The organism is Dactylosporangium sp. CS-033363 (genome assembly GCF_050942475.1).
Taxonomy (GTDB): domain Bacteria; phylum Actinomycetota; class Actinomycetes; order Mycobacteriales; family Micromonosporaceae; genus Dactylosporangium.
The window spans coordinates 3,898,785-3,919,986 of record NZ_CP192032.1 but is presented as its reverse complement, the minus strand read 5'-3'; the positions used below and the strand labels follow the sequence as shown (position 1 = coordinate 3,919,986).

16 protein-coding genes are annotated in these 21,202 nt (G+C 71.3%); 5 read left to right on the top strand and 11 right to left on the bottom strand.

Annotated elements, in window-relative coordinates:
• The first annotated feature begins 131 nt into the window (after positions 1 to 131).
• A complete protein-coding gene (locus ACQPZ4_RS18170) occupies positions 132 to 2,189 on the top strand; it encodes an MMPL family transporter (RefSeq protein ID WP_433062238.1) in 2,058 nt (685 codons plus the stop codon).
• 117 nt (positions 2,190 to 2,306) lie between these two features.
• Here ACQPZ4_RS18170 and ACQPZ4_RS18165 read toward each other — a convergent pair whose 3' ends face one another.
• The gene (locus tag ACQPZ4_RS18165; protein ID WP_433062235.1) at positions 2,307 to 2,840 is read right to left on the bottom strand and encodes a CGNR zinc finger domain-containing protein; all 534 of its coding nucleotides are present in this window, start codon (positions 2,838 to 2,840) and stop codon (positions 2,307 to 2,309) included.
• A 61-nt stretch (positions 2,841 to 2,901) separates the two neighbouring features.
• Here ACQPZ4_RS18165 and ACQPZ4_RS18160 point away from each other — a divergent pair, with 61 nt between their 5' ends.
• On the top strand, positions 2,902 to 4,458 hold the full coding sequence (locus tag ACQPZ4_RS18160; protein WP_433062232.1) for an aminotransferase class I/II-fold pyridoxal phosphate-dependent enzyme: 1,557 nt from the start codon (positions 2,902 to 2,904) through the stop codon (positions 4,456 to 4,458).
• A 68-nt stretch (positions 4,459 to 4,526) separates the two neighbouring features.
• Here the strand turns inward: ACQPZ4_RS18160 and ACQPZ4_RS18155 are convergent, their stop codons facing one another.
• Positions 4,527 to 4,964: a GNAT family N-acetyltransferase gene (locus tag ACQPZ4_RS18155; protein ID WP_433062229.1), complete on the bottom strand. Its 438-nt coding sequence runs from the start codon at positions 4,962 to 4,964 to the stop codon at positions 4,527 to 4,529.
• Here ACQPZ4_RS18155 and ACQPZ4_RS18150 point away from each other — a divergent pair.
• The gene (locus tag ACQPZ4_RS18150) at positions 4,954 to 5,535 is read left to right on the top strand and encodes a hypothetical protein (RefSeq protein WP_433062226.1); all 582 of its coding nucleotides are present in this window, start codon (positions 4,954 to 4,956) and stop codon (positions 5,533 to 5,535) included. The two genes, ACQPZ4_RS18155 and ACQPZ4_RS18150, sit on opposite strands and share 11 nt — an antisense overlap.
• Here ACQPZ4_RS18150 and trxA read toward each other — a convergent pair.
• Positions 5,532 to 5,972 carry a thioredoxin gene (gene trxA, locus ACQPZ4_RS18145; RefSeq protein ID WP_433062224.1) on the bottom strand — a complete coding sequence of 147 codons (441 nt, stop codon included), beginning with the start codon at positions 5,970 to 5,972 and terminating at the stop codon, positions 5,532 to 5,534. The two genes, ACQPZ4_RS18150 and trxA, sit on opposite strands and share 4 nt — an antisense overlap.
• A gap of 133 nt (positions 5,973 to 6,105) precedes the next feature.
• On the opposite strand from trxA, the gene ACQPZ4_RS18140 reads away from it, so the two are divergent.
• Positions 6,106 to 6,396 (top strand): YiaA/YiaB family inner membrane protein, encoded by a 291-nt coding sequence (locus ACQPZ4_RS18140; protein ID WP_433062221.1) that lies wholly within the window; start codon positions 6,106 to 6,108, stop codon positions 6,394 to 6,396.
• 57 nt (positions 6,397 to 6,453) lie between these two features.
• Here the strand turns inward: ACQPZ4_RS18140 and ACQPZ4_RS18135 are convergent, their stop codons facing one another.
• The 8 genes from ACQPZ4_RS18135 to ACQPZ4_RS18100 all read right to left on the bottom strand — a co-directional run bounded on the left by ACQPZ4_RS18135 (position 6,454) and on the right by ACQPZ4_RS18100 (position 19,883).
• Positions 6,454 to 8,115 carry a M28 family peptidase gene (locus tag ACQPZ4_RS18135; RefSeq protein WP_433062218.1) on the bottom strand — a complete coding sequence of 554 codons (1,662 nt, stop codon included), beginning with the start codon at positions 8,113 to 8,115 and terminating at the stop codon, positions 6,454 to 6,456.
• Positions 8,116 to 8,232: 117 nt separating this feature from the next.
• On the bottom strand, positions 8,233 to 10,671 hold the full coding sequence (locus ACQPZ4_RS18130) for a beta-L-arabinofuranosidase domain-containing protein (RefSeq protein WP_433062215.1): 2,439 nt from the start codon (positions 10,669 to 10,671) through the stop codon (positions 8,233 to 8,235).
• An 18-nt stretch (positions 10,672 to 10,689) separates the two neighbouring features.
• The gene (locus ACQPZ4_RS18125) at positions 10,690 to 11,469 is read right to left on the bottom strand and encodes a carbohydrate ABC transporter permease (protein WP_433062213.1); all 780 of its coding nucleotides are present in this window, start codon (positions 11,467 to 11,469) and stop codon (positions 10,690 to 10,692) included.
• Between the two features lies 1 nt (position 11,470).
• Positions 11,471 to 12,397 carry a carbohydrate ABC transporter permease gene (locus ACQPZ4_RS18120; RefSeq protein ID WP_433062210.1) on the bottom strand — a complete coding sequence of 309 codons (927 nt, stop codon included), beginning with the start codon at positions 12,395 to 12,397 and terminating at the stop codon, positions 11,471 to 11,473.
• A 9-nt stretch (positions 12,398 to 12,406) separates the two neighbouring features.
• Positions 12,407 to 13,672: an ABC transporter substrate-binding protein gene (locus ACQPZ4_RS18115; RefSeq protein WP_433062208.1), complete on the bottom strand. Its 1,266-nt coding sequence runs from the start codon at positions 13,670 to 13,672 to the stop codon at positions 12,407 to 12,409.
• A 41-nt stretch (positions 13,673 to 13,713) separates the two neighbouring features.
• The gene (locus ACQPZ4_RS18110; RefSeq protein ID WP_433062205.1) at positions 13,714 to 14,742 is read right to left on the bottom strand and encodes a LacI family DNA-binding transcriptional regulator; all 1,029 of its coding nucleotides are present in this window, start codon (positions 14,740 to 14,742) and stop codon (positions 13,714 to 13,716) included.
• Positions 14,743 to 14,744: 2 nt separating this feature from the next.
• Positions 14,745 to 18,047, bottom strand: a complete 3,303-nt coding sequence (locus tag ACQPZ4_RS18105) for a galactose-binding domain-containing protein (RefSeq protein WP_433062203.1) — start codon at positions 18,045 to 18,047, stop codon at positions 14,745 to 14,747.
• Positions 18,048 to 18,071: 24 nt separating this feature from the next.
• On the bottom strand, positions 18,072 to 19,883 hold the full coding sequence (locus ACQPZ4_RS18100) for a glycoside hydrolase family 127 protein (RefSeq protein WP_433062201.1): 1,812 nt from the start codon (positions 19,881 to 19,883) through the stop codon (positions 18,072 to 18,074).
• A gap of 129 nt (positions 19,884 to 20,012) precedes the next feature.
• Between ACQPZ4_RS18100 and ACQPZ4_RS18095 the strand changes: the two genes are divergently transcribed.
• Complete coding sequence (locus ACQPZ4_RS18095; protein ID WP_433062198.1) at positions 20,013 to 21,071, top strand: LacI family DNA-binding transcriptional regulator; 1,059 nt, start codon at positions 20,013 to 20,015, stop codon at positions 21,069 to 21,071.
• Positions 21,072 to 21,202 lie beyond the last annotated feature (131 nt).

Here is a 21,202-nt window from a genome sequence, read left to right as displayed (position 1 = left end):
GCTCCAGCGTAAACGGCGTCTGGGCTGGGCGGATCGTGCCGCGGAGGGAGCCCGTGTACCCCCGTGGAGGTACGCCGGGTGGCTACCGCGGAGGGTTTCGGCGCGGCGGGCGGCGTTCATACGGTCGGGCCATGTTCGAGCGGATCGCAGGTTGGGCGTACCGCCGGCGCTGGCTGGCGCTGGCCGTGTGGGTGCTGGTGCTGGTGGCGGTGAGCCTCGGGTCGCAGGCGGCCGGCGCGCGGTACCACAACGACTTCTCGTTGCCGGGGACCGAATCGCAGCAGGCCCTGGAGGCGCTGCGCGAGTCGGCGCCGGCGCAGGCCGGAGCGAGCGTGCAGGTGGTGCTGCAGGCCGCGAACGGGCTCGACGCGCACCGGGGCCGGATCGACCCGATGCTTGCACGATTGGAAACCTTGCCGCATGTGACAAACGTGCAAGAACTGCAAAAGTCCCGCGACGGTACCGTCGGCTACGCCACCCTCACGCTCGACGGACAGTCCCAGGACGTCCCGCCGGAGGACGTGCGGCGCATCATCGACACCGCGCAGGACGCGGCCGGTGACGGGCTGCGCGTCGAGCTGGGCGGGGACGCGGTGCGCGGCGCGCAGGAGGCGGCGGGCGGCGCGGCCGAGGGCGCCGGGCTGCTCGCGGCGCTCGTCATCCTCGTGCTCATGTTCGGTTCGCTGCTCGCCGCGAGCCTGCCGATCATCATCGCGGTGTTCGCGGTGGGCAGCGCGATCGGTCTGGTCGTGCTCGCCTCGCACGTCGCCACCGTCGCCGACTTCACCACGCCGCTGCTCATTCTCGTCGGTCTGGGCGTCGGCATCGACTACGCGCTGCTCGTGTTCTCGCGCTTCCGCAGCGAACTGCTCGCCGGGCTGCCCCGCGCGGACGCGGTCACGCGCGCACTCGACACGGCCGGCCGCACGGTGTTCTTCGCCGGCTGCACGGTGATCGTGGCGCTGCTCGGCCTGGTCGTGCTCGGCCTGGGCTCGCTGCAGGGCGTGGCGGTCGCCGTCGCCGCGACCGTGCTCGTCACGATGCTCGCCGCGCTCACCCTGCTGCCCGCGCTGCTCGCGGTGTTCGGTGCGCGCATCGAGCGATCCGTGCAGCAACGCGCGGCAAAACGCGCACACCGCGACGGCGACCGCTGGCGGCGCTGGTCCGGTGCGGTGCAGCGCCGGCCATGGCTCGCCGCCGTCCTGCCGACCCTGGCCCTGCTGGCGCTGACCGCGCCGCTGCTCGGGCTGCGGCTCGGCTTCGCCGACTCGGGCACCGACCCGGCCGCGACCACCACGCGCAAGGCGTACGACCTGCTCAGCGAGGGCTTCGGCCCGGGCTTCAACGGCCCGCTGGTGGTGGTCGTGCGCGGCGACCAGCAGGCCGCCACCGCCGCGCAGGAGGCCCTGGCCAAGGCGGACGGGGTGGCCCAGGCGTTCCCCGGCGGCGGCTCGACGGTGATCGTCGTGCCGGCCACCGGCCCGCAGTCGCCGGAGACCACCGCGCTCGTCGACCGGCTGCGCACCGGCGTCCTGCCGCCGGTGGCCGCGCGCACGGGGGCGACGTTCCTGGTCGGTGGCAGTACCGCGGCCGTGGTCGACTTCTCCGGCGCGGTCGGCGGGCGGCTGCCGGCGTTCGTCGGGGTCGTCGTCGCCGTCTCGGCCCTGCTGCTGCTCGTGGTGTTCCGCTCGGTCCTCATCCCGATCAAGGCGGCGCTGCTCAACCTGCTCAGCGTCGGCGCCGCCCTCGGCGTGGTCACCCTGGTCTTCCAGCGCGGCTGGCTGGGCGAGCAGCCGGGCCCGGTCGAGGCCTACGTCCCGGTGATGATCTTCGCGATCGTGTTCGGCCTGTCCATGGACTACGAGGTCTTCCTGCTGGCCCGCATGCACGAGGCCTGGCGCCGCAAGCCCGACCCGGCCGCCGCCGTCACCGAGGGCCTGGCCACGACCGGCCAGGTGGTCACGGCCGCCGCGGCGATCATGGTGCTCGTGTTCGGCTCGTTCCTGCTCGCCCCGGACCGGATGCTGCGCCAGTTCGGCCTCGGCCTGGCCACCGCGGTCCTGCTGGACGCGGTCGTGATCCGCTGCCTGATCGTGCCGGCGGTCATGCAGCTGCTGGGCCGGCGCGCCTGGTGGCTGCCCGCTCCGCTGGCCAGGCGCCTGCCGGTGGTGGCCCTGGAGCACGAGTGATCCGCGGCCTGATCGTGCCGGCGGTCGTGCAGCTGCCGGCCCGGCGGGCCTGGTGGCTGCCCGCCCCGTTGGCCAGGCGCCTGCCAGTGTTGGCCCTGGAGCACGAGTGAGCAGCGGCTAGGCGTTCGACGCGCGGCGGGCGCGGTACGAGGCGGCCTTGACCTTGTTGCCGCACTCGTCCATACCGCACCAGGTGCGGTTCCCGGCGCGCGAGCGGTCCACGAACAGCCGGGTGCACTCCTCGCCCGCGCACTCCCGGATCGGCGGGCGGCTCTCCAGCAGCGCGAGGGCCGCCCCGGCGATCGCCGCGCCCACCGCGCCCGCGTCCCCGGTCCGGCGCACCCCGTCGGCGGTCAGCGCCAGTCGAGGCCCAGGCCGCGCGGCCGCCCGGTTGACGGTGCGCACATCCGAGGCGCGCTGCGCGGATATCGACGGATGCAGCAGCCGGTACACCGATTCGCGCAACTCGAGCAGCTCGCGATGCTCGTTCGCGCCGATCCGGGGTGCGCGAGTGAGCACTCCCGCCTCGACCGCCCACCGGCCCGCGTCGGCGCCGGCCGCCAGCAGCTCGTCGGGGGCCGGTCGGCGGCGCCACTTCAGGGTCGCGGCGAAGTCCAGGGCGAGGTCGCCGCTCACGAACACGAACGTCACGTCACCACCTTGACAGGTGACGCGGTCGGCGCGCAAGGTGTCCCCGTCACCGGTCAAGCCAGTGACGGAGACGGAGGGGCGCGCGGTGGTCACCGTGGAGGAGTACCTGGACGCGACCGGGCGGGCGCTGTCCGGCATGGCGGGGATCGTGGGCGGGCTCGGCGACGACCTCGCCAACACCCGGCCGCCGGTGCAGGGGGCCAGCTCGCCGTACGCGCTGCTGACGCACTGCCTCGGCGTGGTCGAGTACTGGGCCGGCGGCCTCGTGGCCGGGCGGGCCGTCGAGCGCGACCGCGAGGCCGAGTTCACCGCGACCGGTCCGGTGGCCGAGCTCCTCGACCGGGTCGAGCAGGCCCAACGGCAGCTGGCCGCGGACGCGCGGGCCGCGGACTGGAGCGAGCCGCTCGCCCAGGCGCCCAACCCCGGCTTCCTCGGACCGGCCGGGATCGCCACAAAAGGGGCCGCCCTCCTGCATGTGTACGAAGAGCTCGCCCAGCACCACGGCCAGCTGGAGATTCTCCGGGACCTGCTGCGGCCGAAATCCACCATTCGGCGCGGGACCGGGGTCAAGTGGGGCGCCGTCGCCCCCGGCACCATCGGGGCCTGGGTCGCCGACATGGACCTCGGCGTGGCCCCCGCCGTCCGCCACGCGCTGCTCGACGCCGTGGACCGCGAGGACTTCGGCTATCCACATTGGCCGGACGGCGACCCGGTCCCGGCCGCGTTCGAGGCGTGGATGGCCACCCGGCACGGCTGGACGCCCAGCGGCGGGCACACCCGCGTCTTCACCGATGTGCTGCAGGTCCTGCAGGTCGTCATCGAGCAGACCACCCGGCCCGGCGACGGGGTGGCGATCCACGTGCCCGCGTACCCGCCGTTCCTGGCCGCGATCGTCCGCAGTGGACGGCGGATCGTCCCCATTGGACCCTCCCCAATGGACGGCGTGCGGCTCATGGTGCTCGTCAACCCGCAGAACCCCAGCGGCCGGGTGTTCCGCCGCGACGAGCTAGCGGCGCTGCTGGACCTCGCCGAGCGGCACGACCTGCCGGTGCTGGCCGACGAGATCCATGCCGACCTGGTGTACGCGCCGCACCGGCACATCCCGTTCGCGTCGCTGTCGGAGCGGGCGGCCCGCCGGACCATCACCGCCACCTCGGCCACGAAGGCGTTCAACCTCGCGGGGCTGCGCTGCGCGGTCGCGCACGTCGGGCCACCCGACCTCCGCGCGCGACTCGACGACATGCCTCCGGACTTCTTCGGTACCCCGAGCACGCTCGGCCGCCTCGCCACCGTCGCGGCGTGGCGGGACGGGGCCGGCTGGCTGGAGGAGCTGCGGGGCACGCTCACCGCGAACCGGGCCGCGGTCGGCGCGTGGGCGGCCGGGCTCCCGCTGCGGTACCGCGAGCCGGAGGGCACCTACCTCGCCTGGCTCGGCGGCCTGCGGGAACCCGCGCCGGCGGGCTGGCTGGAGCGGACCGCTCGGGTGCGGCTCAGCGAGGGTGCGGAGTTCTCGGACGGTACCGACGTCGACACCAGCGACTTCGTCCGGCTCAACTTCGCGACCAGTCCCGCCGTGCTCGCCGACATCCTCGAGCGCCTCACCCCAGCGCTGCGGTGAGGGGGAGCGCCCGCGGCGGTGCCGGCCCCGGACGCTCCCGCACGTGACACTGTACGGTTACCCGCCGGTCAGTCCAGCGGCCGGCTCATCCACACCGAGTCCTGGGCCGCGAACCCGTGCCGCGCGTAGAACTCGCGGACCCGCGCGTTGGGGGCCTCGGTCTCCAAAAACATGACGGCGGCGCCAACTGCGGCCGCGGCCGCGGTGGCCGTTTGCAGCAGACGGGCGCCCAGCCCGCGGCCCCGCTCGCGCACGAAGATCTCGTCGAGCAGCGCCTCCCGGCCGCCGGACTCGAGGCTCCAGCCCCAGGTGACGACCGCGTACCCGGCGTCCGGACCGGCCAGCCAGACCTGCCCGTGCTCGTCGTCGCGCAGCAGCGGCCCGAGCGCGCGGGTGACCCGCGGCTCGTCGAAGTCGTGGCCGTCGACGGCGCAGAACTCCGCCACCAGGGCGAGGAGGGGGCCGAGATCTTCCGGCCCGGCGCGGTACACCCGGATGTCCGTCACGATCGCGAGCCTACGCGTGGGAGACTGGGTCGTGCCCGCACCGCTGCTTGTGGCCCTGCTGATCGCGCTCGCGTACGCCGGCCTGATCGCCGCGCACGCCCGGCTGATCCGCCGCGACCGCCGCCCCGGCGCCTACGAGCCGCGCGCCGCGCTCTGGCTGGCGTCGCGGTTCGGCCCACTCCCCGAGCCGCTCTCCGAACCACGTGCCGGTCTCGCACGGCCCGAATCACGTGACGGATCACGCGACGGTCTTGCGCGGCCCGGATCACGTGACGGATCACGTGACGGTCTCGCGCGGCCCGGATCACGTGACGGTTTCGCGCGGCCCGAATCGCGTGACGGATCACGTGACGGTTCCGCGCGGCCCGAATCACGTGACGGATCACGTGACGGTTCCGCGCGGCCCGAATCACGTGACGGATCACGCGACGGTCTTGCGCGGCCCGAGGCTCCCGACAGTCTGGCGCAGGTCGAGGCGGAGGCGATCGAGCGCTTGCTCAGCGGGCGGCTGGAGCCGGCCGAGTACCGGGCGGTCATGGCCGACGTCGCCGCCCGATCGTCCGCGCGCTAGCCCGCCTGCGCTTCTTCCAGCGTGCGCTCGACCCAGGAGCGCAACGCGGCGGGTGAGGAAGCACCGGCCTGCCGGGCGATCACCCGGCCGTCCTTCACGATCATCAGCGTCGGTACCGCCCGCACGTCGAAACGCCGCTGCAAGCCCGGCGCGTCGTCGATGTTGACCTTCACGAGCTTGACGGTGCCGGCCAGCTCGCCCGCCACCTGCTCCAGGGCCGGCCCGACCATCCGGCACGGCCCGCACCACGGCGCCCACAGGTCGACCACGACCGGCGTCGAGGAGCCCTCGGCCACCTCGCCGAACGACGACTCGTCGGCGTCGACGATCCACGGCACGGCGGCGCGGCACTTGCCGCACACCGGCTTCCCGGTGGCGGCCGCCGGCACCCGGTTGCGCTGGCCGCACTGCACACAGCTCACGATCCGCGAACTCATGCCAGATGAGACACCCGCCCCGGCCCCGGCATTCCCCGCGCGACGTTCTCGACGGGTTTGAGTACGTGTGCGGAGTCGAATCTGGGTAGGTGTACTCGACCGGACGTCGTGCCGCTCGTGCACGCTGCATGACATGGGTACGCCTGTTCAGCGGAAACCGACCGCCGCCTTCACGATCCAGGCCGCGCTGTCGTTCGCGATCTCGGTCGTGGCGATGCTGGTGGGGATCGCCTATCTTCCCGTCACCCCCTGGATGCGGGGCTTTCTCGCGCTCGGGCTGCTCTACGTGGTCACCTCGAGCCTCACCCTGGCCAAGACGATCCGCGACCAGCACGAGACCAGCGACATCGTCTCCCGCGTCGACCAGGCCCGGCTGGAGAAGCTGCTGGCCGAGCACGATCCGTACCGGGCGCCGGCAGGCTGAGCGGCCGCGCCACTACCCCGGCGGCGATCGCCGGGGCAGTGGCCTGTCCGAGACCGCTCAGCGATCGCGGGTGCGGTCGTGGCCCCGGTACGGGAACTGGTGCTGGGCCCCGGCCGCCTTGGCCTGCGCCGCGTTCGCCTTCGGCGGGAAGGCGTTCTTGGCGCGCGCGAAGTACCAGGCGGCATGCACGAGCGTGTTCTTGAACTGCTGCAGCGACCGCAGCGCGTTGCCGCACAGGCTGTTCGCCTGCTGCTGGGCGAGCGCCGGGTTCGTGGCGAACGTCTCCATCGTCGACGCGGGCGGCTGGCCGGTGACCGTGGAGTACGTGTCGCAGGCCTCGTGGTAGCACGGGTCGAGCTGCTCGCCCTCGACGCCGCCGTACTTCGCGACCTGCTCGGCGGTCTTCGGCGCCTCGGCCCCGGCGAACACGCCGCCGGCGGGGATGCCGCGGTTGACGAAGCCGACGTAGTCCGAGCGGCCGTCGAACGGGATCGGCTCGCTGACCATCCCGCGCTGGGACCAGTACTCGGTGAGGACCCGCTCGATCGTGCCGGAGCCGGCGGGACCGGCGTTCTCGGCGCCGAACGTCGAGCCGTCGCCGTCGTAGACGAGCCGCGCGAAGTTCGGCGAGGCGATCATGTCGGTGTCGAGCATCATGTCGATGCGCGCGACCTCGCGGTCGGAGAGGTGGGCCGCGTAGTACTGCGAGCCGACCAGGCCGTCCTCCTCGCCGCCGAACCACAGGAAGCGGATCTTGTTGCGCGGCGGGGTGCCGGCCTTGGCGAGCTGTTCGGCCAGTTCGAGCTGGAACGCCGTGCCCGACCCGTCGTCGTTGATGCCCGGGCCCGCGGTCACCGAGTCGAGGTGGGCGCCGAGCATCACCACGTGGTTCGCGTCGCCGCGCCTGGTCTCGGCGACCACGTTCGGGTACAGCCTCTCCTCGTCGACGCCGTTGGTCGTGAGGTTCACCGTCGGGTTCTGGCCCGCCTGGTAGGCGTTGTAGAGCTCCTGGCCGACGGCGAGGCTCGACGCGACCGCCGGGATCGGGTAGTTCAGCGGGGCCGACCGGAACAGGGCGTTGGTGCGGGCCGGCGTGTCGCCCTCGTTGAACAGGATCACGCCGATGGCCCCCGCCTGCACGGCGTTCTCCAGCTTCACCGTGAACGCGCAGGTGCCGCGCTGGATCAGCGCGACGGCGCCGCTGGTGGCCGCCGGGAAGTCCGCCATCTCGCAGCCGGAGGTCGTACCGCCGGGGCTCGGGATCGCGATGTCCGTGGTCGGGACGACCCTGACGTTGGTCAGCGCCTTGGTCGGCGTGTGCTCGAACGCGATGAAGTCGACCGACGCCGAGTCGTCGTCCGCGGCGCTGCCCGCGACATAGGTCTTGGCGTTCGGCGCGGTCTGCTGCAGGACGGGCGCCGCGTTCTCGTGCCACTCCGGCATGTTGAACATCTCGAAGCGGACGTTGTACCCGGCTTTCTCCAGCGTCGACTTCACGTACGCGGCCGACGCGGTGTAGCCCGGCGTGCGCGTGGCGCGCGTGCCGCCGTTGCGGTCGGCGATGCGCTGCAGTGCCCGCTGATGGTCGGTGATGCCGTCCACCGTCACCAGCCGTTCCAGCCGTGCGGCATCAAGGTCCGGTGGTGCCGCGGCCGCCGGCGGTGCGCCCACAAGTGCCACGACGATGACGGCCGCAGCCACGGTGCTGATCCGATGCATCTCGCCTCCCGACTCGTGCTCCTGGACAGCAACCGTCCCATGGCTACATGTCGATAACAACCCCCATCTATGCGCGGCGGCCCCCGCCCGGCAGGGCGGGGGCCGCGTGGCGTGCTGTCAGTTCCCGGCGGAGTTGAAGCCGGCGACCTCCGACGCCGACAGTGCGCGGCTGTAGAGCCGGACGCTGTCGACCGCGCCGTCGAGGTACGGGTCGGCGTACTGCGACCGGCCCAGCCAGTTCTGCGTGGTGTTGCCCAGGCTCGACGGGCTCAGGGTCATCGCCGTGTTGCGGGCCACCTCGGCGCCGTTGACGTACAGGATGCCGAGGTTGCCGTTGCGGGTGATGGCGACGTGGGTCCAGGCGCCGACCGGCAGGGCGGCCGGGGCGTCGATGCGCTGCTCGCCGCCGGAGCCGCCGGTGGTGATGGCGAAGCGGGCGGTGCCGGTGCTGGAGCGCGGGGTCAGGAACATGTTGACGCCCGTGCCGGTGCCGAAGTCGAAGACCCTCGTCCAGCTGGTGAGGGTGTCGATGCGCACCCACAGGGCGATCGAGAACGCGGTGGCGCCGTTGAGGATGCCGGCCGGCAGCGACACGTACCCGTTGGTGCCGTTGAGATTCACGGCCGAGCCGGTGCGGCCCGTGACGTACGTCGTGTTCGACAGCGTGGCCGTCTTGCCGTTGCCCGTGGCGTCGGCGGCGCTGTTGTCGAACGGGTAGTGGGCCACGAACGCGGGCAGGGTCTGGCCGCCGGTGACCGACCAGTACACGGAGTACCGCTGGCCATGGACCTTGTAGAACGGCTGCAGGGTGACGCCGTTGGCCGTGTATTGCAGCGGGGTGCTCGTGGCCGTGAGCGTCGCGGGGTTGAGCACCGGCAGGGCGGAGAGGTTGCTGGTGCCGAACAGCCCGCCGAGCACGATCGGGCCGACCTTGACCGCCTGGACGGTGCTGTTGTCGTTGGTGGACTCGCGGGTCAGGGCCATCGGCAGCGAAAGCGTGACGACGTCACCGGAGGCCCACGTGCGGCTGATCGTGGCGTAGGTCCCGGGCTGCGGCACGGTTTCCGAAACCCCGTTCACCGCGAGCTGCGCGCCGGTGGCCCAGGCCGGGATGCGGACCTTGACCGTGAACGTGCCGGAGCCCGTCACCGTGAGCTTGGTCGAGCCGGCCTCGGGGAACGTGGTGTCCTGGCGGATCGTGACGCCGCGCGCGGACCAGGTCAGCACCGAGGGGATGAACAGGTTGACGTAGAGAATGCTGCCGCCGTCATGGAAATAGATGGAGTCGCCGTACTTCGTGTTGCTCTCCATGCCGGTGCCGTGGCAGCACACGAAGCTGTTGTAGTCGTTGCTGTAGGTCTTGATGCCGCCGGCCCGCAGCGGGATGTAGTAGCACTGGAACCCGTGGCTGGAGTTCGGGTCCTGGGAGGCCAGGGTCTGGTTGTACAGCGCCTTCTCGTAGTAGTCCATGTAGTCGGCGCGGGCCGGGTTGGTCAGGAACAGCTGCCGGGTCAGCTTGAGCATGTTGTAGACGTTGCAGCATTCGGCGGTGGAGTCCGACAGTTCGCTGGCGATGCGGTCGGGGGCCTTGAAGTACTCGCCGTTGGAGTTGCCGCCGATCGCGTACGTGTGGTGCTTGGTGACGATGTCCCAGAAGTTCACGGCGATGTCGCGGTAGCGGGTCGTACCGGTGGCGTGGTATTCGCGGATCGCGCCGACGATCTTCGGGATCTGGGTGTTGGCGTGGTAGTTGTTCAGCGCGTCGGTGTTGCTGGCGAGCGGGTCGAAGATCTCGGCGTGGTCGAACTGCTGGGCGGCCGCGAGGTGATTGGCGTCGCCGGTGAGCTGGTACAGGTTGGTCAGCACCTCGTTCATGCCGCCGAACTCGGTGTCGAGCATGTTCTGGCGCTGGGTCTGCGTCAGCCGGTCGTTGCGGAACTTGACCCAGGACGCCATTCCCGTCAGTACCGTCAGCGCCTGCGCGTTCCCGGCCAGCAGGTGCATGTCGAGCAGGCCGGCCATGATCTTGTGCAGGGTGTAGTACGGCGCCCACACCGACTGCCGCGCCTCGACCCGGTCGATGAAGCTCTCCGGGAACGCCGACAGGTAGCCGGTGTTGTAGCCGGCCGTGCCCGCGCGGGACTGGCACTGGGCGAGGACGGTGACGATGGCGTCGCCCTTGGTCTTGAACGCGGTGTTGCCGGAGCTGGCGTAGGCCTGGGCCAGGGCGCTGAGCAGGTGGCCGAGGGAGTGCCCGCGCAGCTCGGTGGTCGGCGACTCCCAGCCGCCGCAGGCGGTGGCGGACGAGGAGAGCCCGACGTTGAGCCGGAACGTGTGCAGCATCCGGTCGTTGTCGAGGTACAGCAGGTAGGACTGGGTCCGGCCGGTGTTGGCGGTGAACGGGCTGGACAGCAGCTGGACGGCGGTGAGGGGGAAGGCGTAGGCCTGGACTCCGGTGTCCGGCCGGCTGGCCGCTGACGCAATTCCCGGGCGGACCAGAGCGGTGGCGGCCGCTCCGGCGGTGGCGGTGACGAGAATCGTGCGGCGGGTGGGCATGGCTCCTCCAACTGGGGGTCAGCCGCGCAGGGCCCCCGACATGAAGCCGCGGACGTAGCTGCGCTGCAGGATGAGGAACAGCACCAGACAAGGCACCGCCATGAACGTCACGCCGGCCTCCAGCGCGGCGTAGTCGATGGCGCCGAACGTGGCGGTGCGCATGTTCACCACGGCGAGCATCATGGTGAACTTGTCGGTCGAGTTGAGCAGGATCAGCGGCGCGAAGAACTCGCTCCACGAGGTGAGGAACGCGAACAGCCCGACGGTGATGAGTCCGGGTTTCACCGCGGGCAGCATGATCCGGGTCAGGGCGCGGAAGCTGCCGCAGCCGTCCAGCAGCGCGGCCTCCTCGAGCTCCTTGGGCACGGCCTCGAAGGAGTTGCGCATCATGAACACCGAGAACGGCAGCTGGAACATGACGAGCACGGCGCTGAGCCCGATGATGGAGTCCTGCAGCCCGATCCAGCCCAGCAGGACGTACAGCGCGATGAGAATGGTCGCGTAGGGCACCATGAGGATCGCGAGGGTCAGCAGGAACAGCGCGTTCTTGCCGGGGAACTCGAAGCGGCCGAACGCGTAGCCGGCCAGGCCGCTGATGAGCAGCGTGCCGGCGACGGTGAGCAGGCTGAGCACGACGCTGTTGACGACGTGTTCGAAGCGGATGCCGTTGTCGGAGGTGAACAGCCGCGCGTAGTTCTCCAGCCCGAACCCGGAACCGACCCGCACGGAGGCGAAGGCACTCCAGGCGAGCGGGAACAGGAACAGGATGGCCAGGGCGGCGCCGGTGAGCCGTCGCATGTCAGCCCCTTCTGCGCAGCATGCCGAGCTGCACCACGTTGAACACGATCAGGACGACGAGCAGGACCACCGAGATCGCCGCGGCCGAGCCGAGGTCGAGCTCGATGAACGCCTTGCGGTAGATGACCATCACCAGGGAGGTGGTGGAGTTGTCGGGCCCGCCGCGGGTGAGGATCCAGAACTGGTCGAAGGCGAGCAGCGACCCGGTCACCATGAGCGTCAGGACGAGCGCGAGGGTGGGGCGCATGAGCGGTACCGTGATGCGCCGGAAGGTTTGAATGCGGGTCGCCCCGTCCAGCTTGGCCGCCTCGTAGACGTCGACGGGGATCGACTGCAGGCCGGTGAGCAGGATGAGCATGTTGAACCCGGCGAAGCGCCACAGCACCAGCCCGACCGCGGAGCCGAGGGCACCCTCCGGGCTGCCGCTGGTGAACGACACGTAGCCGTCGACCAGCCCGAGCCCGCGCAGGATGTCGTTGACCGGGCCGATCTCGTCGCTGAGCAGCCCCAGGAACAGCAGCGAGGCGCTGGCGAAGCCGACGGCGGCGGGGATGAAGTAGGCGGTGCGCAGCAGCCCGATGCCGCGGCCGGGGTGCTGCACGAGCAGCGCCAGGCCGAAGGACAGGGCGAAGAGCAGGACGGTGACCACGACGGTGTACTTGAGCGTGAACCATGCCGCGGTGGCCAGCAGCTCGTCGTCGGCCATGCCGGCGTAGTTCTCCGGCGCGTTGAGCTCCGGCGCGCCGAGCAGCGGCCAGTGGTGCAGCGACATCCACGCCACCAGGCCGAGCGGGACGAGGAAGAACAGGCCGACCATGAAGGCGGTGGGCGCGGCGTACAGGGCGCCCACCCACTGCCGGCGCATCCGGCGGCGGGGCCGGGCGGCCGGCGGGGTGACCGCCGGCCGCTCGTCGACGAGCAGGGTCATTCGAGATCTCTATTTCTTGAGCGAGGCCGTGAGGGCGGTGGCGCCGTCGTCGAGGGACTTCTTGGCGTCGCCGTACAGGGCGCCGCGGAAGGCGGTCACCCACGGGCTCTGGGGGTCGTTGTAGGTGGCGTTGAAGTTCTTGGCGTAGGGCGTCTTGCCCTTGCCCATCAGGCTGTTGATCTTCACCACGCGGGGGTCGGCGGAGGAGTACTTGTTCTCCGCCAGGTCGGTGCGCACCGGCACGCCCTTGCCCTTGGCGATGACCTCGACCTGGGCCTCGTCGCCGAGGGTCCAGGACAGGAAGTCCCAGGCCGCGGCGGCGTTCTTGGTGGTCGCGCCGATGCCGATGGCGTCGCCGCCGACGAACGTCGACTCGCCGCCGTTGAGGCCGCTGATCGGGGCCACGCCGAGCTTGAACGTCGCCTTCTCCTCGATGAGGCCGAGCCAGGCGGCCGGGCCGGGCGCGATGCCGATCTTGCCGCTCTGCAGGGCGCCGAGCCAGGTCGGGCCGGCCTCGTCCTTGGACGCGGGGGCGGCCACGCCCTCCTCGTAGAGCTTGCGGTACAGCGCGAACACGTCGGCCATGTCCTTGCTGTTGATGCTGCTGCTGGTGCCGTCCTCGTTCATCACGTCGCCGCCGGCGGCCCAGACGGACGGCCAGAGGGTGAAGACGTTGCAGCCGCCGCAGTTGCCGCCGAAGTACGTGCCGTTGACGTCCCCGCCGAGCTTGTCCACGGCGCGGGCGTCGGCCGCGAACTCCTGCAGGGTCGTCGGCGGCTTCTCCGGGTCCAGGCCCGCCTTGGTGAACAGGTCCTTGTTGTAGAGCATCACCGACATGTCGATGGTGTGCGGTACCGCGTAGACCTTCTTGTTCCAGGTGCCGTTGCGCACGTGCGCGGGGGCGACCTTGTCCTTGAACGGCAGCGCCCCGAACTTGTCGGTGATGTCGAGCCACAGGCCCTGGGAGGCGTACTGCGGCGCGAACACGACGTCGGAGGCGAACAGGTCCGGCAGCGCCTTGGCCCCGGCGGCGGAGGCGAGCTTGGCCGGGTACTCCTCGTTCGGGTACGCGGTGACCTGGACCTGGTTCTTGTGGGTGGCGTTGTACGCGGCCGCGTAGGCCTTCGACTGGGTCTCCGTGGCGGCCCGCGTCCACAGTGTGAGCGTGGCGCCGCTGTCGGCGTTCGCGGGGGTCTCGGCCGCCGTGTCGTCCCCGCACGCGGCGGCGCCGAGCACTAACGTCGCAGCGACGATGCTGCCCATCCAGCGTTTCACGATCGTCCCTTCCCTAGGCCATTCATTGTTTGTGAGCGTTCTCAATACGCAAGGGGTGTGGCGGTGGAACTGCGCACGATCAGGCTCGGCGCCGAGCGGAACTGCTCGCCGCCGCGGGAGCCTGTCGAGATCTGGTCGACGAGCAGGGCCAGGCTGTGCCGGCCGAGCTCGGCGAAGTCCTGCCGGACCGTGGTCAGCGGGGGCAGCAGGTAGGGGGCCTCGGGCACGTCGTCGAAGCCGACGACGCTGACGTCGCTGGGCACGGGCCTTCCCGCCTCGTGCAGGGCGCGCAGTACGCCGATGGCCATCTGGTCGTTGGCGCAGAACACGGCGGTCACCTCGGGCATCCCGGCCAGGGCGAGCCCGGCGCCGTGCCCGGCGGCGGCGCTCCAGTCCCCGGCTAGCACCGCCGGGGCGGTGCGCCCCGCGTCCTCCAGCGCCGTCCGCCACCCGGCCTGCCGCTCCCTGGCCTCGGGCCAGTTGGCCGGGCCGGCCACGTGGTGCACGGTCGCGTGCCCGAGGGCCAGCAGATGCCGGGTCGCGAGGGCGGCTCCGGCGGCATTGTCGATGGCGACCATGGGTACGCCGGCGCCGTCGCCGTCGGGGCCGACGATGCCCAGGCCGACGATCGGCACGTCCAGGGGCTCCTGGCGCAGCGCCGTCCAGGCCGCGGCGACCGGGGCGAGCGTGACGATGCCCTCGACGGCCTGCTCGCGCAGGCGCCGGATGGCGTCGCGGACCTGTGGCACATCGGGCTCCCGGGCGCTGGCGATGCTGACGAAGTAGCCGGCCTCCCGGGCCGCCCGTTCGATGGCGTGGACCATGAACGAGGGCCCGAAGAGGGTGGTGTCGAACGTGACGAGCCCGACCGTCTGGCTCCGGTTGGTGGCCAGGGTCCGGGCCGCGACGTTGGGCTGGTAGTCCAGCGCCCGCATCGCGGCCAGGACCCGGGCCCGGGTCTCCGACCGGACGTTGGGGTGGTCGTTGACCACCCGCGAGACGGTCTGGTGGGAGACCCCGGCGAGGTGGGCGACGTCCCGCATCGCCGGAGGTCTCCGCACGGTGTGCATGTCTAGCCGAACGCCTTGACCTCGAGCAGCCCCAGCGAGGCGGTGCCCGTCGCGGTCAGCGACACCCGCAGCCGCGTCGTGGAGACCCCGGTGAAGGTGACGGTGTTGTAGGCGTTCTTCGTCAGCGTGTAGCCGCTGGCCCCGGCCACGTCGACGTAGGCGCTGCCGTTCCAGTACTGCAGCTTCCACGCCGAGGGCATGTCGATGCCGCCCTCGTCGTCGAAGAAGTACACCTGCGCCTTGTTCACCGACTGGGCGGTGGACCACTGCAGCTCCGCGGTCTGGGTGCCGCTGTTGGGCCAGGTCCCCCACCGGGAGCCGTCGTTCGCGGCGCCGATGTTGGAGCTCGCCGGCTCGTCACCGTTGTTGATCGCCGCGCAGCTTTCCCAGCTCGAGGTGTACGAGCAGACCGGCGTCGCGCTCAGCGCCAGGTTCGTCACCGGCGGGGGCTGGGTGCCGCCCCGGTTGTACACCTTGATCTCGGTGAGGCCGGTCTTCGCCCCGGAGGCGTTGGTCGCCAGCACCCGCACGCGCTGGGCGCTCACCGCCGGGAACGTCACCAGGTTGTAGTTGCCCTTCGGGGTGCTCGGGCTCTTGGCCTGGCTGGGCACGCTGACCCAGGCACTGCCGTTGTAGTACTGGATGTCGTACGCCGACGGCGCCCGATAGGTGGCCGAGGCGGGGCGGCTGTCCTTGAAGTACAGCCGGACCTCGTTCACGGTGCGGGCGGTGCCGAAGTTGACCTCGTACCAGTCCTGGCTGTTCGGCGAGCCGCCGGCGCCCCAGTAGGGCTCGTTGGTCGGGTACCCGTCGCTGGCGCCGCCGGTCGACGTGCCGGAGCCCGTGTAGGAGGCCGAGACGGTCGCGCCGGTGACCAGGTTGGTCGGCGGGCTGGTGGCGTTGTCGACGCCGGCCTTGGCCATGATGTCCACGACCCGGCTGTCGCTCTGCACGACCTGCGTCGGCGCCTGCAGCCCGGAGTAGGCCTGGCTGTAGGCGACGGTGCCGGAGGTGGTGACGGCACCGGTGGCGGGGTCCCAGGTGAACGGCACGAGCGAGTTGACGGTCGCCACCCGGGTGCCGTTGATGAAGATGCTGTAGCCCTGCGGCACGCCCGGGTAGCGGGTCACGCCGTCGGCCGGGTCGTCCCACACGATGGTGAGGTCGGCGTTGCGGTAGCGCAGGTTGTTGACGGTGAAGTGGTCCCAGCCGATGTTGATCGGGGACAGTTCGACCTTCGCGTCGTTGCGCGGGCGCAGGCCGGCGACGTCCTCGATGAGCGTCCAGTTGCTGCTGCCCAGGATGTTGTGGTGAATCCAGGAGCGGTAGGTGATGGACGAGCCGTTCCAGTTGGCCCAGAACTCGTTGGCGTCGGGGTAGGCCACGTTGCCGCCCACGTATTGCGCCCAGGCGTTCCAGTACAGCAGCTTCTTGTACCAGTCGTTGGTCAGGTACGTGGTCGGGTAGTTGCGCAGCGCCGAGCTCAGCAGCCGGAACTGCACCGTGGAGTTGATGGTGGAGAAGTTGTTGCTGCCGGTGCCCGAGGCCGCCTTGTCCGCCTGGTTGGCGGTGTAGAACGGGAAGATCGGGTACTGCGCCGGGTCGTCGAAGAGCCGCAGGGCCTGCTTGTACTGCGTGGTGTTGGGGATGGCACCGACCGCGAACGGGTAGTAGATGTTGATCTCTTTCCAGGGGTTGAACGCCCCGTCGGAGGCCATCCGGTTCTCGAACAGGTTGTGGCTGGGGTTCCACAGCACGTTGACGATCGCGGCCTGGATCTGGTCGGCGAGCGTGTTCATCTCGGCCGCCTTGGCGGTGTTGCCCACGGCCGCGTAGGCCTGGGCCGCCGCGCGGGCGCCGCTGTACTGATAGGCCGCCTCGCCGCGGTCCATCTTCCCGGCCCGCCAGTGGAACGACACCGCGTCGGCGTCGTTGCCGGTCAGCGCGCCCCAGTCGTACTCGATGAGCTTGTTGTTGTTGCTGTCGTACGTCGCCAGCTGGCCCTTCACGTCGCCCTCGGCGTACTTGGCGAGGTTCTGGGCGAGCGCCGGCTGGCCGCCGTGGATCTGGTAGCTGCGCCAGGCCGCCTCGGCGATGTACTGGGTGTAGCTGTTCGACCAGTTCTCCGGGTCGCCGGGGTTGTCCACGAACCGGCCGTTCTTGGAGACCTGCCCGACCGACAGCCAGTCGCCGTAGGCGTACAGCGGCGTCCGCAGGTACTTCAGGTCGTCGATGTGCATCGGCTGGGTCAGCGCGATGGCGTTGTTGTAGCCCAGCGCGCCCTCGACGGACGTCGGGAACTGGAACGTCTGCCCCGGGATGTTCGCGTCGAGGTTGTTGAACCGCATGAGCCACCAGCGGTAGTAGTAGTTCTTCGTCAGCGCCGGCTCGGGCGAGTCGAAGTACGGGATGTTGTCGGCCCACCATTGGTTGTAGGCGCGCACGTGGGTGGCGAACGCGGTGGCGTTGGAGTAGCCGGCGTACGCCGAGTACTCGGTGGCCGACTCCGGCAGCTCACTCGCGATGAAGCCCATGACGACCTTGGCCGTGGCGGTGGCGCCGGCCGCGATGGTGAGCGAGCGGTTGAGCCCGCCGGAGGAGACCGCGAAGCCGTCCCCGGACAGCTTCGTCTGCAGCGTGGTGAGGCTGTTCTTGGTGCCCGCGGTGCCGGTCAGCTCGTTGCCGCTGCCACTGGTCGCGTACGGCGAGACGGCCCGCAGCGAGATCGTGGTCGACGCGGTGCCGTTGTTCTTGATCGACAGGTTGGTCACGGCCACGTTGTTGTTCGTGATGAACTTCTGCTGGGTGATGGACACCGAGCCGCTGTTGAACACGCTCTTGGCGTAGCTGGGCGCCTGGAAGCGCTGCGACGTCTGCTCGGTGAACGTGCCCGGGCTCGCCGTGATGGAGTAGGCGTTGGCGTTGCTGATGCTCTCCCAGTAGGCGACCTGCCCGGCGAAGCCCATGACGCCGGGGTTGTACGTCTTCATGAACAGCGCGCGGCCGCGGGTCATGAGGATGGCGCCGTCGGCGTCGGCCGGGTCCGAGCCGCCGGTGCGGCCGAGCATCCGGTCGATCCAGAAGTCGGTGCCGCCGCTCTCGGCGTTGTACGCGGCCTGCATCATGTTGCCGGTCGTGTAGCCGACCGGCGCGGCCGGCACGTTGGCCGCGCCGGTGAACGTGGGATAGCCGATGGTCTGGGCCGCTGCCGCCGGCGTGGCGGACGTGACGACGGCGGCGGTCGAGGCGGTCAGGACGGTCGTGAGCGCGAGTGCCAGCCTGGATTTCCAGCGGGGGTGTGGCATCGCGTCACCTCCTCGGGAGTCGGGTTACGACGGTGTGGTGGGCAGCCAGACGCGCATCGTGGACGGGCCACGGCGGGCCCAGCGGTGGTACGGCACGAGCGGCACGACGATCGGCTCGGGGCGCTCGGTCGCCGTGGTGCGGTCGCGGTACGGCCAGGTGTGCTCGACCGGCCGGACGGCGCGTCCCTTCACCGCGCCGGACTCAGGGGCGACCGACGTGTCGACCTGCAGTTCGTCGAGGTTGACCCCGTCCTCCTGGTCGATGGACTCGGCGCACATGACGACCGGGCCGACCTCGACGGCGGCGCACCCGCGCACGGCGTCGACGCGCGGGTCGGGGAACGTCCAGCGGGGCCGCACCGGCAGGTCGAGGACGATCTGCTCGCCGGCGGCGAAGACCCGCCGCTCGGCGTGCTGCCCGCCGCCCGCCCACTGCGGGACGCGCAGCGCGACGGTGCGCTCGGTGTCCGGCGCTTCCAGGACGGTGACGGTGACGGTGCCGTCCTCCGGATAGGCGGTGTCGACCTGCAGGCGAAGACCGGCGGCGTCGACGGTCATCGGGGCGTACTGGTGGATCTGCACCCCGTCGGCGGTCTCGGTGACGAAGTAGGTGCCGAGGGAGGCGGTCAGCCGGGCGACGTTGGTCAGGCAGCACGACACCTCGAACCAGGGCGCCCGCTGCCCGCCGCCGAAGCGCAGCTGCTCGTGCTCGGCCGACGGGACCTCGGCCCGGGTGCGCTGGTGCAGGGTGTGGGCGTAGAAGAAGGACCGGCCGTCGTCCGCGACCGCGGCCGCGATCACGTTGTGCAGCACCCGGTCCACGACGTCGCCGTAGCGGCTGTCGCCGGTCGCCAGCAGCAGCCGGTGGGCGAGCATGACGGTGGCGACGCCGGCGCAGGTCTCGGAGTAGGCGCGGTCGGGCGGCAGCGCGAAGTCGTCGCCGAACGCCTCGTCGAGGTGGCGCGAGCCCATCCCGCCGGTGAGGTAGGTGCGCCGGGCCAGGGTCCGCGCGAACTGCCGCACGACGGCGTCGAGGAGCTCGTCGTCGCCGGTCTCGACCGCCACGTCGACCGCCCCGCACGCCAGATACAGCGCCCGCACGGCGTGCCCGCCGAACACCTCGGCCTCGCGCACGGGGGTGTCGTCCTGGAAGTACCGCCACCCGAACTCGTGCTCGGGCAGGCTGCGCCGGCCGCGGCGGTCGATGAACCGCGCCGCCTGCTCGAGGTAGCGCCGCTCGCCGGTGATCCGGTAGAGCTCGACGAGGGCCGGCTCGATCTCGGGGTGGCCGTCGAAGCCCTCGGTGGCGAACCGCTCGCAGACGTGGTCGGCGACCCGGCGGGCCACGTCGAGCAGCTGCGGGGCGGCGCCGGTGCGGTGCGCGGCCACGGCGGCCTGCAGGAAGTGCCCGGCGCAGTAGAGGTCGTGGCCGAAGTTCAGGTCGCTGTAGCGGCCCGGCTGCCCGGGGCGGCCGTAGGCGGTGTGCAGGTAGCCGTCGGCGTCCTGGGCCCCGGCGATGAGCCCGGCGAGCTCGCTCAGCAGCGCGGTGTGGTCGGTGCCGCCGGGCCGGCCGGTCTCCCAGCTGGCCGCCTCGGTGAGCTTGTACACCTCGGAGTCGGAGAACTCCCGCCCGCGCCGGCGCAGCGAGGTCTCCGGGTCGCGGAAGTTGCCGGTCCAGCCGAGGCGGTCCAGCCAGAACGTGCAGTGCTCGATGGTGGCGGTGCCGTTGACCGCCTGGCGCTGTCCCCAGAACCCGCCGGTGAAGCGCACCTGGTGCGTTCCGACGGGCCGCAGCGCCCCGCGCGCGGGCGCGACAGGTCCCGGATGGGCTGTCACGGCCACCACCTTTCCCGAATACCTCGAAAACCTTTTCGGGAATGGTGGCAGCAGGCCGGGGTCGTGTCAACGGTCTATTTTCGCTCATACAGTCGGTGTGACAGTTGTGACGGCGTCCTGCCGTTCGCTATGCTGCCCGAAAAGTTTTCGAAAGGACGTTGCTTCGTGGGTAGGAAGCGGGCGCAGGTGACCCTGACTGACGTGGCCAAACGCGCCGGGGTCTCGATCGCGACGGCCTCGAAGGCGCTCAACGCGCGCGGCGAGGTGGCCCCGGCGACCCGGCGGCGGGTCCAGCAGGCCGCCGAGGAGCTGGCGTTCCAGCCCAACGTGCTGGCCCGCGGCCTCATCTCGGGCAACACCCGCACCATCGGGCTGCTCACCGACGAGCTGTCGGCCGCCCGCTTCGCCATCCCGGTCCTGCTCGGCGCCGAGAACGCGCTGGGCAACGAGCAGATGAGCGTCCTGCTGTGCGACGCCCGCGGCGACGCGATCCGCCGCCGGCATTACATCCGCACCCTGCTGGCCCGCCAGGTCGACGGCTTCATCATCCTCGGCGACGCCAACGACCTGCGCCCGTCGCTGACCCGCGACATCCCGGTCCCGGTCGTCTACGCGTACTGCGAGTCCGACGACCCGTCCGACATCTCCATCATCGCCGACGACGCCGGCGGCGCGCGCCTGGCCGCCGAGCACCTGGTGTCGCTGGGCCGCAAACGCATCGCGCACATCACCGGCGACCCCGGCTACCGGGCCGCCCGCGACCGCGCCGCCGCGTTCGCCGAGGTCCTCGACACCGCCGGGCTGGCCCCGGCCGGGGAACCGCTGTTCGGCCAGTGGTCGCAGCGCTGGGGCCGGCACGCCACCGCCCGGCTGCTCGCCGCCCACCCGGACGTCGACGCCATCTTCTGCGGCAACGACCAGATCGCCTCGGGCGCGGCGGAGGCGCTGCGGGAACTGGGCCGCTCGGTCCCGGACGACGTGGCCCTGGTCGGCTACGACAACTGGGAGGTCTTCGCCACCGAGTGCCGCCCGCCGCTGACCACGGTGGACCTGAACCTGGAACAACTCGGCGCGACGGCGGTGCAGCACCTGTTCGCGGTGCTGGACGGCGAGCAGCACTCCGGCGTCGTACGCCAGCCCGGCCGCCTCGTCGTGCGCGAGTCCACCGGCGTCGCCCCGGCCCGCTGACCGCCGCTTGCCGGGCGCGGTTGCCGGGCGCCGCTTGCCGGGCGCCGCTTGCCGGGCGCCGCTTGCCGGGCGCGGTTGCCGGGCGCGGTTGCCGGGCGCGGTTGCCGGGCGCGGTTGCCGGGCGCGGTTGC

Bases quoted from the DNA above. Each gene is read 5' to 3' on its own strand.
- ACQPZ4_RS18170 (WP_433062238.1), top strand. From the start codon at position 132: ATGTTCGAGCGGATCGCAGGTTGGGCGTACCGCCGGCGCTGGCTGGCG.
- ACQPZ4_RS18120 (WP_433062210.1), bottom strand. From the start codon at position 12,397: ATGACCCTGCTCGTCGACGAGCGGCCGGCGGTCACCCCGCCGGCCGCC.
- ACQPZ4_RS18130 (WP_433062215.1), bottom strand. From the start codon at position 10,671: ATGCCCACCCGCCGCACGATTCTCGTCACCGCCACCGCCGGAGCGGCC.
- ACQPZ4_RS18135 (WP_433062218.1), bottom strand. From the start codon at position 8,115: ATGCATCGGATCAGCACCGTGGCTGCGGCCGTCATCGTCGTGGCACTT.
- ACQPZ4_RS18110 (WP_433062205.1), bottom strand. From the start codon at position 14,742: ATGCACACCGTGCGGAGACCTCCGGCGATGCGGGACGTCGCCCACCTC.
- ACQPZ4_RS18125 (WP_433062213.1), bottom strand. From the start codon at position 11,469: ATGCGACGGCTCACCGGCGCCGCCCTGGCCATCCTGTTCCTGTTCCCG.
- ACQPZ4_RS18140 (WP_433062221.1), top strand. From the start codon at position 6,106: ATGGGTACGCCTGTTCAGCGGAAACCGACCGCCGCCTTCACGATCCAG.
- trxA (WP_433062224.1), bottom strand. From the start codon at position 5,972: ATGAGTTCGCGGATCGTGAGCTGTGTGCAGTGCGGCCAGCGCAACCGG.
- ACQPZ4_RS18095 (WP_433062198.1), top strand. From the start codon at position 20,013: ATGCTGCCCGAAAAGTTTTCGAAAGGACGTTGCTTCGTGGGTAGGAAG.
- ACQPZ4_RS18150 (WP_433062226.1), top strand. From the start codon at position 4,954: ATGTCCGTCACGATCGCGAGCCTACGCGTGGGAGACTGGGTCGTGCCC.
- ACQPZ4_RS18105 (WP_433062203.1), bottom strand. From the start codon at position 18,047: ATGCCACACCCCCGCTGGAAATCCAGGCTGGCACTCGCGCTCACGACC.